The sequence below is a fragment of the Micromonospora sp. NPDC049060 genome (genome assembly GCF_040649055.1).
GTDB classification, from domain to species: domain Bacteria; phylum Actinomycetota; class Actinomycetes; order Mycobacteriales; family Micromonosporaceae; genus Micromonospora; species Micromonospora reichwaldensis.
Map to the genome: position 1 here is coordinate 1 of NZ_JBEZEV010000132.1, position 12,668 is coordinate 12,668.

The 12,668-nt window shown below is 73.1% G+C and carries 10 protein-coding genes and 1 pseudogene; 1 reads left to right on the forward strand and 10 read right to left on the reverse strand.

The genetic code is table 11. The annotated features are described in order from the left end of the window. Positions 1 to 130 precede the first annotated feature (130 nt). The 10 genes from AB0B83_RS28830 to AB0B83_RS28875 form a co-directional block, all read right to left on the reverse strand. A complete protein-coding gene (locus tag AB0B83_RS28830) occupies positions 131 to 2,662 on the reverse strand; it encodes an ATP-dependent Clp protease ATP-binding subunit (RefSeq protein ID WP_151456722.1) in 2,532 nt (843 codons plus the stop codon). Between the two features lie 494 nt (positions 2,663 to 3,156). Beyond that, complete coding sequence (locus AB0B83_RS28835) at positions 3,157 to 3,507, reverse strand: Lsr2 family protein (protein WP_165947879.1); 351 nt, start codon at positions 3,505 to 3,507, stop codon at positions 3,157 to 3,159. A gap of 109 nt (positions 3,508 to 3,616) precedes the next feature. After that, the gene (lysS, locus tag AB0B83_RS28840; protein WP_357580799.1) at positions 3,617 to 5,125 is read right to left on the reverse strand and encodes a lysine--tRNA ligase; all 1,509 of its coding nucleotides are present in this window, start codon (positions 5,123 to 5,125) and stop codon (positions 3,617 to 3,619) included. Between the two features lie 128 nt (positions 5,126 to 5,253). Next, complete coding sequence (locus tag AB0B83_RS28845) at positions 5,254 to 6,012, reverse strand: type III pantothenate kinase (RefSeq protein WP_132238666.1); 759 nt, start codon at positions 6,010 to 6,012, stop codon at positions 5,254 to 5,256. A 32-nt stretch (positions 6,013 to 6,044) separates the two neighbouring features. After that, a complete protein-coding gene (gene nadC / locus AB0B83_RS28850; protein ID WP_327029830.1) occupies positions 6,045 to 6,941 on the reverse strand; it encodes a carboxylating nicotinate-nucleotide diphosphorylase in 897 nt (298 codons plus the stop codon). Continuing rightward, positions 6,938 to 8,632: an L-aspartate oxidase gene (locus AB0B83_RS28855; RefSeq protein WP_357580800.1), complete on the reverse strand. Its 1,695-nt coding sequence runs from the start codon at positions 8,630 to 8,632 to the stop codon at positions 6,938 to 6,940. Before AB0B83_RS28855 ends, nadC begins: the two co-directional genes overlap by 4 nt. 134 nt (positions 8,633 to 8,766) lie before the next feature. Continuing rightward, positions 8,767 to 9,648: a septum formation family protein gene (locus tag AB0B83_RS28860; protein ID WP_357580802.1), complete on the reverse strand. Its 882-nt coding sequence runs from the start codon at positions 9,646 to 9,648 to the stop codon at positions 8,767 to 8,769. 193 nt (positions 9,649 to 9,841) lie between these two features. Beyond that, on the reverse strand, positions 9,842 to 10,267 hold the full coding sequence (gene panD, locus AB0B83_RS28865; RefSeq protein ID WP_327029832.1) for an aspartate 1-decarboxylase: 426 nt from the start codon (positions 10,265 to 10,267) through the stop codon (positions 9,842 to 9,844). 36 nt (positions 10,268 to 10,303) lie between these two features. Further along, positions 10,304 to 11,152: a pantoate--beta-alanine ligase gene (gene panC, locus AB0B83_RS28870; RefSeq protein WP_357580803.1), complete on the reverse strand. Its 849-nt coding sequence runs from the start codon at positions 11,150 to 11,152 to the stop codon at positions 10,304 to 10,306. A gap of 29 nt (positions 11,153 to 11,181) precedes the next feature. After that, positions 11,182 to 12,135, reverse strand: coding sequence for a Rossmann-like and DUF2520 domain-containing protein (locus AB0B83_RS28875; RefSeq protein WP_357580801.1), 954 nt, complete (start codon positions 12,133 to 12,135; stop codon positions 11,182 to 11,184). A gap of 225 nt (positions 12,136 to 12,360) precedes the next feature. On the opposite strand from AB0B83_RS28875, the pseudogene AB0B83_RS28880 reads away from it, so the two are divergent. Next, a pseudogene (locus tag AB0B83_RS28880) lies at positions 12,361 to 12,668 on the forward strand (hypothetical protein); the annotation flags it as partial.

Consider the following 12,668-nt stretch of genomic DNA (forward strand, 5'->3'; position numbering starts at 1 on the left):
CGTCTCCGCCGCCGAGGACGAGAACGGTTTCAGCAGCAACTGGAAGGTGCGCGCGTACGCCGTCTGCGCGAGCTGACCGCCCACGACAGCGGGCCACCGGGCCGCCGCCCTCGTGCTGCTGCTTTCGGTCCTACTCGTCCGCGCCTGCGGCGGCGGTGCCACCGAGGTCGGCCGGGACGGCGTCCGGCACGGTGGCCGGCCGGTCCGCGCCCGTGAAGATGAGCTTGGACTTGTCGATGTCCTCCGGATCGCCCTCGCAGTCCACCACCACGATCTGACCCGGGATCAGCTCGTTGAAGAGGATCCGCTCGGACAGGTTGTCCTCGATGTCGCGCTGGATCGTGCGACGCAGCGGACGCGCACCGAGCACCGGGTCGAAGCCCTTCTTCGCCAGGTACTTCTTGGCGTTGTCGGTCAGCTCCAGACCCATGTCCTTGTTCCGCAGCTGGCCCTCGATGCGCTGGATCATGATGTCGACGATCGACAGGATCTCCAGCTGGCGCAGCTGGTGGAAGACGATGGTGTCGTCGATCCGGTTGAGGAACTCAGGCCGGAAGTGCTGCTTGAGCTCGTCGTTGACCTTCTGCTTCATCCGGTCGTAGTTGGACTCGGAGTCCTCCGACGCCTGGAAGCCGAGCGAAACCGCCTTGGCGACGTCGCGGGTGCCCAGGTTGGTGGTCAGGATGATGACCGTGTTCTTGAAGTCCACGATCCGGCCCTGACCGTCGGTGAGCCGACCGTCCTCCAGGATCTGGAGCAGCGTGTTGAACACGTCCGGGTGGGCCTTCTCGATCTCGTCGAAGAGGACCACCGAGAACGGCCGACGCCGCACCTTCTCGGTCAGCTGGCCGCCCTCGTCGTAGCCGACGTAGCCGGGAGGGGCACCCACCAGCCGGGAGACCGTGTAGCGGTCGTGGAACTCGGACATGTCCAGCTGGATGAGGGCGTCCTCGCTGCCGAACAGGAACTCGGCGAGCGCCTTGGAGAGCTCGGTCTTACCGACACCGGACGGGCCGGCGAAGATGAACGAGCCCGACGGACGCTTCGGGTCCTTCAGGCCGGCCCGGGTGCGCCGGATCGCCTTCGAGACCGCCTTGACCGCGTCCTCCTGGCCGATGACGCGCTTGTGCAGCTCGTCCTCCATGCGCAGCAGGCGCGAGGTCTCCTCCTCGGTCAGCTTGTAGACCGGGATGCCGGTCCAGTTGCCGAGCACCTCGGCGATCTGCTCGTCGTCGACCTCGCTGACGACGTCCAGGTCACCGGCCTTCCACTCCTTCTCCCGCTGGGCCTTCTGGCCGAGGAGCTGCTTCTCCTTGTCGCGCAGCTGGGCGGCGCGCTCGAAGTCCTGCGCGTCGATCGCGGACTCCTTGTCGCGACGCACCTGGGCGATGCGCTCGTCGAAGTCGCGCAGGTCCGGCGGCGCGGTCATCCGGCGGATCCGCATCCGGGCGCCGGCCTCGTCGATCAGGTCGATCGCCTTGTCCGGCAGGAAGCGGTCGGAGATGTACCGGTCGGCCAGCGTGGCGGCGGCCACGAGGGCCGCGTCGGTGATGCTGACCCGGTGGTGCGCCTCGTAGCGGTCGCGCAGGCCCTTGAGGATCTCGATGGTGTGGGCCAGCGACGGCTCGCCCACCTGGATCGGCTGGAAGCGGCGCTCGAGGGCGGCGTCCTTCTCCAGGTGCTTGCGGTATTCGTCGAGCGTGGTCGCGCCGATGGTCTGCAGCTCGCCACGGGCCAGCATCGGCTTGAGGATGCTCGCCGCGTCGATCGCGCCCTCGGCGGCACCCGCGCCGACCAGGGTGTGGATCTCGTCGATGAAGAGGATGATGTCGCCGCGGGTGCGGATCTCCTTGAGCACCTTCTTGAGGCGCTCCTCGAAGTCACCGCGGTAGCGGGAACCGGCGACCAGGGCACCGAGGTCGAGCGTGTAGAGCTGCTTGTCCTTCAGCGTCTCGGGCACCTCGCCCTTGATGATCTTCTGGGACAGCCCCTCCACCACGGCGGTCTTGCCGACGCCGGGCTCACCGATCAGGACCGGGTTGTTCTTGGTACGGCGGGAGAGCACCTGCATGACCCGCTCGATTTCCTTCTCGCGCCCGATGACCGGGTCGAGCTTGCCCTCGCGGGCGGCCTGGGTCAGGTTGCGGCCGAACTGGTCCAGCACGAGGCTGGTGGACGGCGCGGCCTCGCCCGGCGTGGCGCCCGCCGCGGCCGGCTCCTTGCCCTGGTAGCCGGAGAGCAGCTGGATCACCTGCTGGCGGACCCGGTTGAGGTCGGCGCCGAGCTTGACCAGCACCTGGGCGGCGACGCCCTCGCCCTCGCGGATCAGGCCGAGCAGGATGTGCTCCGTGCCGATGTAGTTGTGGCCGAGCTGCAGCGCCTCGCGCAGCGACAGCTCCAGCACCTTCTTGGCCCGCGGCGTGAACGGGATGTGCCCGCTCGGCGCCTGCTGGCCCTGGCCGATGATCTCCTCGACCTGCTGCCGCACACCCTCCAGGGAGATGCCGAGGCTCTCCAGAGCCTTGGCGGCGACGCCCTCACCCTCGTGGATCAGGCCCAGCAGGATGTGTTCCGTACCGATGTAGTTGTGGTTGAGCATCCGGGCCTCTTCTTGGGCCAGGACGACAACCCGTCGCGCTCGGTCGGTGAACCGCTCGAACATGCCCTCGTGCTCCTCACGTGCCGTGCGCACTCGATCTTGATGGTCAAGAAGTCGTGGCGGGGCCGGTGCGCGGACGACCGGGACGGGCGTCCGTGCCTCCTTACTCTATCGCCGCGGACCGACTCCGCTGAGGTCGTGTGTCCCCGTCGGAAGCCGTGTACGCGTCGTTTTGCACAACCGTCCGCGCTCAGGGGGTGTTCCGGTACCCCTGCCTGTACGCGCAGAGCGAAATTCGACCCCGGTCGTGGACCCGTCGTGCGGGTCGCGCCGGTGCCGACGCGGCCCGGATCCGGGCCGTCCGGGAGTCGTCCACAGGCTGTGGACAGACTCTCCACCGGCTGTGGACAACGACCGTCGGGACGGAATTCTTCCCGCTCGGACGCCCCTGCGGGCGGATACGGCGACGCCGGCCCGGAGCCACCCCGCGGATACGGCGACGCCGGCCCGGAGTCGTGCTCCGGCCCGGCGTCGGTGTCGCCCGTCGGCGGTCCCGGTCAGTGACCGGCCTTCGCGTGGTACTCGTCGACGATCTCCTGGGGGATCCGGCCCCGGTCGGAGATGTCCTTGCCGGCCTTCTTGGCCCAGGCGCGGATCGCCTTGTTCTGCTCCCGGTCGGCGGTGGCGCCACCCCGGCCGCGCGCGGCCCGGCCGCCGACGACGACGCCACCCCTGCCCACCTTGGTGCCGTGGGCGATGTACGAGGCGAATACGTCGCGCAATTTCTCGGCGTTGGAGCTAGACAGGTCGATCTCGTACTGAACGCCGTCGAGCGCGAACTTGACCGTCTCGTCAGCGTCCCCGCCGTCCAGGTCATCGACCAGCTTATGAATGATCTGCTTGGCCACGTCCCACATTCCTTTCGAGCAGGGTGCTCCTGCAAACTGTAAGCACAATAACCCGCGCGGCGCTTGCCGCGTCAATAGGATGCGGTAACGACCCGGTGGAGATGCGAGGCTACTCCGGGCGAACCAGGGGGAAGAGGATGGTTTCCCGAATTCCCAGGCCGGTGAGCGCCATCAAGAGCCGGTCGATTCCCATTCCCATACCCCCGGCCGGCGGCATTCCGTACTCCATCGCCCGGAGAAAGTCCTCGTCCAGCCGCATGGCCTCGTCGTCGCCGCGGGCGCCGAGCTGGGCCTGGGCCACCAGCCGCTCCCGCTGCACCACCGGGTCCACCAGCTCGGAGTACGCGGTCCCCAGCTCGAAACCGAGCACGTAGAGGTCCCACTTCTCGGCCAGCCCGGGCTCGCTGCGGTGCGCCCGGGTCAGCGGGCTCGTCTCCTCCGGGTAGTCGCGGACGAAGGTGGGCGCCTGGAGGCTCGGCACCACCAACTCCTCGAACAGTTCCTCCGCGAGCTTGCCCGGCCCCCACTTCGGGTCGACCGCCAAACCCACCTTGTCGGCGTACTCCACCAGCCGGGCGCGCTCGGTGCGCACCGTGACCTCCTCGCCGAGGGCCTCGGAAAGCACCCCGAAGAGGGTCACCGAGCGCCACTCGCCGCCGAGATCGAACTCCCGGCCGTCGGCGTGCGTCACGACGGTCGAGCCGCTGACGGCGATCGCCGCCTGCTGCACGAGATTCCGGGTCAGCTCGGCCATGGTGTCGTAGTCGCCGTACGCCTCGTATGCCTCGAGCATCGCGAACTCGGGCGAGTGCGAAGAGTCGACACCCTCATTACGGAAGTTGCGGTTGATCTCGAAGACCCGGTCGACGCCGCCGACGACGGCCCGCTTGAGAAACAGTTCCGGCGCGATTCGCAGATACAGATCGGTGCTGAGTGCATTGCTGTGGGTCACGAATGGCCGGGCCGCCGCGCCGCCGTGCAGCAGCTGGAGCATCGGGGTCTCCACCTCGATGAAGTCCCGGCCGTGCAGCGAGTCGCGCAGGCTGCGCACGGTCGTGGCCCGGGTACGCACCATCTGGCGGGCCTGCGGCCGGACGATCAGGTCCACGTAGCGCTGCCGGACCCGCGCCTCCTCGCTCAGCGGCTTGTGCGCCACCGGCAGCGGGCGGAGCGCCTTCGCCGTCACCACCCACTGCTCGACCAGCACGGACAGCTCCCCGCGCCGGCTGGTGATCACCTCGCCGGTCACGCCGACGAGGTCACCGAGGTCGACCAGGCGCTTCCAGTCGTTGAGCCGGTCGGGGCCGACCCGGTCGAGGGAGAGCATGGCCTGCAACTCCGTGCCGTCGCCGTCCCGCAGGGTGGCGAAGCAGAGCTTGCCCGTGTTGCGTACGAAGATCACCCGGCCGGTGACCGAGACCTGGTCCCCCGTGGCGGTGTCGGTGGGCAGCTCGGCGTACTTCTCGCGGATCTCGGCCAGCGTGCTGGTCCGGGGGAATCCGATGGGGTACGGCTCGACGCCCTCGGCGAGCATCCGGTCCCGCTTCTCCCGGCGGACCTTCATCTGCTCGGGAAGGTCGTCGGCAGGATCGACTGGCACGGGGTTCTGCTCGGTCACGGCACGCTTCCTCAGAAGGAGATTTCGGGCGGGGTCAGGCCCCGAGCGTACTCAAGGCCCCAGCGAGGCGTTACGGGATAACCCGCCCGCATGACCGGCCCCACTCGCGCCCTCCCCGGCGGCCGGGTTCAGACGTTGCGCTCGTAGACCATCCGCAGGCCGATCAGGGTGATCATCGGCTCGTGGTGGGTGATCGTGCGGCACTCGTTGATCACGAGCGAGGCCAGCCCGCCCGTGGCGATCACGGCGCTCACCTCGCCGATCTCCTCGATCATCCGCTCGACGATCCGGTCCACCTGCCCGGCGAAGCCGAAGTAGAGGCCGGACTGGAGGCACTCGACGGTGTTCTTGCCGATCACCGAGCGGGGCTTTGTCGCCTCCACCTTGCGCAGCTGGGCGGCCCGGGCGGCGAGCGCGTCGAAGGAGATCTCGATGCCCGGGGCGAAGGCGCCGCCGAGGAACTCGCCCCGGCCGCTGATCACGTCGAAGTTGGTGGTGGTGCCGAAGTCCACCACGATCGACGGCCCGCCGTAGAGGGTGTACGCGGCCAGGGTGTTGACCACCCGGTCGGCGCCCACCTCCTTCGGGTTGTCGATGGCGAGCTGCACCCCGGTGCGCACCCCCGGCTCGACGATCACGCTCGGCAGGTCCGCGTAGTAGCGGGCGAGCATGTTGCGCAGCGAGCGCAGCGCGGCCGGGACCGTGGAGCAGGCCGCGACGCCGGTGATCTCGACGGCGTCGGCGGCGAGCAGGCCCCGGAACTTCAGGCCCAGCTCGTCGGCCGTCGCCCGCGCATCGGTCTTGATCCGCCAGGAGTGCACCAGCTTGTCGCCGTCGAAGGTCGCCAGCACGGTGTTGGTGTTTCCGATGTCGATGCAGAGCAGCACGCTCGCAGCCTAGACAACGCCCGGCCGCCGGTTCACGCGGTGCGCAGGTCCATGGCGATGTCGAGGATCGGCGAGGAGTGCGTCAGGGCCCCGACTGACAGGAAGTCGACGCCGGTCGCCGCGTATCGCGCCGCCACGTCGAGGGTCAGCCCGCCGGTCGCCTCCAGCTCCGCCCGGTCCCCCACCAGGGCGGCCACCTCGGTGAGCATCTCCGGGGTCATGTTGTCCAGCAGCAGGAAGTCCGCGCCGGCCTCGACCGCCTCCACCGCCTCGGCGACCGTGTCCACCTCGACCTGGACCGGCACGTCCGGGAAGGTCTCCCGGACCCGCCGGAAGGCCGCCGTGATGCCGCCGGCCGCGAACTTGTGGTTGTCCTTGATCATCGCGACGTCGTGCAGGCCCATCCGCTTGTTCGTGCCGCCGCCCGCGCGGACCGCGTACTTCTCCAGGGCGCGCAGGCCCGGGGTCGTCTTGCGGGTGTCCAGCACCATCGCCTTGGTGCCGGCCAGGGCGTCCGCCCAGGCCCGGGTGTGGGTGGCGACCCCGGACATCCGGCAGAGCAGGTTGAGCGCCGTGCGCTCGGCGGTGAGCAGCAGCCGGGTCGGGCCGGTCACCGTGGCCAGCACGTCGCCGCGCGCCACCCGCTCGCCGTCGCGGGCCACCACCGACACCTCGACCGTACGACCGGCGCCGGTCGCCTCGCCGACCAGCTCGAACACGGCAGCCGCCACGGCCAGCCCGGCCACCACGCCGTCGGCGCGGGCCACCAGGTCGGCCGTGTCGGTCTGCCCGGCCGGGATGGTGGCGACGCTGGTGACGTCCAGCAGGTCCGGGCCCAGGTCCTCGGCGAGCGCGGCCTCGACCGTCCGCCGCACCTGCGCCGGATCCAGGCCGGCGTCCCGCAGTGCCCGTTCCGTCGACTCCGTCATCGGGTTCCCTCCCACGCTTGCGTCAGCCGGCCCTGCGCCCCGACCGCGGCGACCAGGTGGCCGTGCCACCGCTCGTCGGCCGTCGGGAAGTCCTCCCGCCAGTGGCAGCCCCGGGTCTCCCGGCGGGCGTACGCGGCGGCGACCAGCGCCGACGCCACGGTGATCAGGTTCGTCGCCTCCCAGTCGGCCGTCCGGGGCCGGCCCCGGCCCTCGCCGAGCCCGGTCAGCACGCCGGCGGTCGCCGCGAGGGTCTCCGCCGAGCGGAGCACGCCCGCGCCCCGGGTCATCGCCCGTTGCAGCGTCGGCGTCGCCTCGGCCGGCACCACCCAGCCCTCGCCGCCCACCCAGGCGCCCGTCGCCGCCGGCTGGGCCTGCTCGGGCAGCCCGGCCGCGACGTCCTCGGCGATCCGCCGGGAGAAGACCAGCCCCTCCAGCAGCGAGTTGCTGGCCAGCCGGTTGGCGCCGTGCACGCCGGTGCAGGCGACCTCGCCGCACGCGTACAGCCCGGGGATGGAGGTGCGGCCGCGCAGGTCCGTGCGGACGCCGCCGGAGGCGTAGTGCGCGGCCGGAGCGACCGGGATCAGATCGGTCCCCGGGTCGACCCCGATGGCCAGGCAGGACGCGACGATGGTCGGGAAGCGCCGGGCCAGGAAGTCACCGCCCAGGTGCCGGGCGTCGAGGAACACGTGGTCCGCCCCGGTGGCCAGCAGGACCCGGTGGATGCCCTTGGCCACCACGTCCCGGGGCGCCAGCTCGGCCAGCTCGTGCTGCCCGACCATGAACCGCTTGCCGTCGCCGTCGACCAGGTGGGCGCCCTCGCCGCGCAACGCCTCGGAGACCAGCGGCTGCTGGGCGTGCCCGGCGCCGGGCACGCCGGCGCCGGCCGGGGTGATCAGCGCGGTCGGGTGGAACTGGACGAACTCCACGTCGGTCACCGCCGCGCCGGCCCGCATCGCGAGGGCCACCCCGTCCCCGGTCGACACGGCCGGGTTGGTGGTGGCCGCGTAGATCTGGCCCATCCCGCCGGTGGCCAGGACGACCGCCCGGGCCAGGATGGCGCCCACGCCGTCCTCGCTGCCCTCGCCGAGCACGTGCAGGGTGATGCCGCAGGCCGGGCCGAGCCCGTCGGGGCCGTCACCGGGGGCGCGCAGCAGGTCCAGCACCAGGGCGTGCTCCACCAGCCGGATCCAGGGGTCGCGGCGCACGGCGGCGTGCAGGGCGCGCTGCACCTCGGCCCCGGTGGCATCGCCGCCGGCGTGCACGATCCGGTCGGCCCGGTGCCCGCCCTCGCGCGTCAGCATCAGCGAGCCGTCCGGATTGCGGTCGAACTCCGCCCCGATCCGCATCAGCTCGCGCAGCCGGGTGGGGCCCTCCTCGACCAGCACCCGCACCGCCGCCGGGTCGCAGAGCCCGACGCCGGCGATCTCGGTGTCCGAGGCGTGCGCGGTCGGGGTGTCCTGCGGGTCGAGCACGGCGGCGATGCCGCCCTGCGCCCAGCGGGTCGACCCCTCGTCGATGTCGACCTTGGTGACCACGGTGACGTGCAGCCCCGCCTCGCGCAGGTGCAGCGCGGCGGTCAGGCCCGCCACCCCGGAACCGACCACGATCACGTCGGTGGTCTCCACCCAGCCGGGCGCGGGGGCGGCCAGCAGTCTGGGCAGCGCCGGCAGGTCGACGGTCGGAAGGTCCATACCCACAGTCAACCCGAAGGGTCCTCGCGGGGGGCGGCGGGGGCGGGACGAGTGGTTTGGGCCATGGGGTCCCGAGCCGGGCGGGCCGGCCGGCGGCGCCACGCGTGGGCCCGCCCTGCGTGGGCCGGCGCGCGCTACCGCGTCCGGACCGGGAGGGCCGCCGGGCCCGCGCCCCGCAGCGAGCCGGTCACCGTACGGTCGTCGAGCCAGAGGTAGCAGCGGACGCCCCGGTCGCCGACGCGCCACCGGCCCTGCCCCGGCGGACGGACCACCACCCCGCTGCGGAAGCGCAGGTCGGCGTCGTCGGGCACCCCCACGTAGCGGCCGAGCACCGAGCGGCAGCCGGCGTACAGCGGGGCCCAGTCGGCGGCCCGGGTCGGGTACGGGCGGTCGGGCGCCCGCCACACCCCGACGAACTCGGCGTCGTGCCGGGTGGCGCAGTCGACCGGGAGCAGCGTCCGCACCGACCCGCCCCGGGAGCGGGCCTGCTGGCAGCCCAGGCGGAGCGGGGACGGCCCGCGCAGCGCGTCCCGGAGGCTGCCGGTGCGGACCACCACCGTGCCGGCGGCCTCGACGGTGCTCACCTCGGTCAGGTCGCACCGGTACCAGCGGGCGCCCGTCGTCCAGCCCGCCCAGGACGGCACCGCCACCGCCAGCCGCAGCCGCCCCGCACGCCAGTCGGCGCCCACGTGACCGGTCGCCCGGGCGTCGCAGTCGGCGAAGGCGCCCCGCAGCTCGGCCGAGCCGCCCGGCGGCGGGGCGGGCCGCCCGGCCGGGAAGGTGCCCACGTGCACGGTCTCGACCCGGTGCGGCACGGCGCAGTCCACCGGCGCGTACGCCGCCAGGGTCACCACGTCGACGAAGTCGGCGACCTGGCACACCCCGGTGGCCGGGGTGAAGGGCCCGGCGGCGGGTGGGGCCGCCCAGTCGTCGACCAGGTCACCGTCCAGCCCGCCGGCATCGGCGCAGCCGGCCAGGAGCGCGGCCGTGGCGACGGCAGCGAGCAGGGTGGTCATCGCACGGCGCACAGCGGCCTCCCCCAGCCACCCGCGTCTATCGACGGGCAACCAGACTACCCAGGGATGACCTTCCGGTGACAGACCGCACGCACGCCCGCTTCCCGCCCCTCCAGGGTCCTGCGGTCACGAAGGGTACGAAAGCCCGCAGAATGCCGCCGGAGGGGGCGGGCGGAAGGCGGAAACGGTCGGGTCAGACGGCGGCGGCGAGGGGATTGGGGATCGGGGCGCCGGCGGTGCCGGGTGCGGCGGTCGTCGGGTCGGCGTTCAGCTCGACGACCCGGTTGTCGGCGTCGACGTGCACGACCCGCGGCCGGTAGGCGCGGGCCTCGGCGTCGTCCATCTGCCCGTACGAGATGAGGATGACCAGGTCTCCCGGGTGCACCAGGTGGGCGGCGGCGCCGTTGATGCCGATCACGCCGCTGCCCCGCTCGCCCGGGATCACGTACGTCTCCAGCCGCGCCCCGTTGGTGATGTCCACGATCGCCACCTGCTCGCCGGGGATCAGGTCGGCGGCGTCGAGCAGGTCCTCGTCGACGGTCACCGAGCCGACGTAGTGCAGGTCGGCCTGGGTCACCGTGGCCCGGTGGATCTTCGACTTGAGCATGGTGCGCAGCATCGGGATGCCTTTCGCGGAAGGTGGCGGGGGCGGGGTTCAGGAGCGGGGGGCGAGCCGGATCGCCGCGTTGTCGATCAACCGGGTGGCGCCCACCCAGGCGGCCACGAGCAGCCGCGCCGGTCCGGACACCGGCCCCGGTTCCAGGTCCGGGTCGGTGAGCACCAGGTAGTCGAGGCGCGCGCCGGGCGTACCGGCGCCGAAGGCCGCGTGCGCGGCGGCGAGCACCGCCCCCGCGTCACCGCCCCCGTCGGCGGCCGCGGCCCCGGCCCGCAGCGCCGCGGACAGGCTCAGCGCGGCCTCCCGCTCGGCCGGGGACAGGTAGCGGTTGCGGCTGGACAGGGCCAGCCCGTCCGGCTCCCGTACGGTCGGCACGCCGACCACCTCGACCGGCACGTCGAGGTCCCGGGCCATCCGCCGCACCAGGGTCAGCTGCTGGTAGTCCTTCTCGCCGAAGAACGTCAGGTCGGGGCGGGTGAGCTGGAGCAGCTTCAGCACCACGGTGAGCACACCGTGGAAGAACCCGGGGCGGCTCTGCCCCTCCAGGTCCTCCCCCAGCGGGCCCGGGTTCACCCGCACCCGGGGCTGGCCGTCCGGGTACATGTCGGCCACCGAGGGGGCGAAGACCACGTCCGCGCCCGCCCGCCGGCAGATCTCCAGGTCGGCGTCGAGGGTGCGCGGGTAGCGGTCGAAGTCCTCGTTCGGGCCGAACTGCAACGGGTTGACGAAGATCGTGACGAGCACGTGGTCGGCCTGCTCCCGGGCCGCCCGCAGCAGCGTCTCGTGCCCGGAGTGCAGCGCGCCCATGGTCATCACGACGCCGACGGTGCCCTTGAGCCCGTCGCGCGCCGCCGCCAGCTCGGCGCGGGTGTGCACCAGTTCCGTCACCTGTCCCCCTCCGTCCACCGTCGGCCCGGTCATGCCGCCACCTCGCGCCGGTCGCCGGCGAGCACGCCGAGCAGCGACTCCGCGTCGACCGGCCGCAACCGGCCCGCGGCGATCGCCCGGTCGGCCGTACGCCGGGCCAGGGCCAGGTAGGGCGCCATCGACTCGGGGGCGGTCGCGGCGAGCCGGGCCAGGTGCCGCTCGACCGTGCCGGCGTCGCCCCGGGACACCGGCCCGGTCAGCGCGTCGTCGCCGAGGCGCAGCGCGTTCTCCAGGGCGGCCCGCAGCAGCGGGGCGAGCACCTTCTCCGGCTGGGCCACCCCGGCGTCGCGCAGCCGGTCGGCCGCCTCGTTGACCAGGGTCACCAGGTGGTTGGCGCCGTGCGCCAGCGCCGCGTGGTAGAGCGGCCGGTCCGCCTCGCCGACCCACTCCGGCACCCCGCCGAGGTCGGCGACCAGCCGGGCGGCCAGGGGGCGCAGCTCCGCCGGGGCGGTCACCCCGTACGAGATGCCGGCCAGCCGGGCCAGGTCGTCCGGCGTACCGGTGAAGGTCATCGCGGGGTGCAGGGCGAGCGGTCGGGCGCCCGCCGCGGCGGCGGGGGCGAGCACGGCCAGCCCGTGCGCGCCGGAGGTGTGCGCGACCACCTGGCCGGGGCGCAGCGCGCCGCCGTCGGCCAGGGCGGCGACCACCCCGGCGAGCGCGTCGTCGGGCACGGCGAGCAGCAGCAGGTCGGTGGCCGCCCGCGCCACGGCGGCGGCGGAGCGGCGGGGCGCGTCGGGAAGCAGCAGCGCGGCCCGGGCCCGGGAGGCGCCGGACCCGGCCGTGACGGCGACGACCCGGTGGCCGGCGGCGGCGAGTGCGGCGCCCAGCACGGTGCCGACCCGGCCGGAGCCGACGACGCCGACGGTGAGGAGACGGGGGGTTGCGGCCGGCGGTACGGCGGCCCCGTGGGGGGCGGCCGGGCGCGGGCGCGGGGGTGCGCTCATGGGCGACGATCCAGTCCTCGAGAAGGGGTACCGGTCGATGGCAAGTATGCGCCGGGGTCACGGAACCGGGACAAGGATGTGTGAAAACGTTCACCGGCGGTACCGGCGGCACGCCCGGGGATGGCACGTCCGCTCCGGCCGGCTGACCGTAGGGTCGGGCCGGTGACGCACGCCGTACGGCCGGCCGGTGGCGGGCAGGACAGGCAGCTCGGGAGGAACGAACTGATGCCGGAGCGCTGGCGGGACGCGATGGAACGGTCCCTCTACGGGCCGGGCGGCTTCTTCGTCTCCGGGTCGGGCCCCGCCTGCCACTTCCGCACCAGCGTGCACGCCTCCCCTGCCTTCGCCGACGCGCTGCTGCGACTCGTCGAGCAGGTCGACGCCGCCCTCGGCCACCCCGCCGACCTCCGCGTGGTCGACGTGGGCGCGGGCCGGGGCGAACTGCTGCGCGCGCTCTCCGCCGCGCTGGGGGTTGCCGGGGAGCCCGCCCGCTCCGGGCGGTCAGGCTTGATCCCTCCGCGGACGGGCTCCCC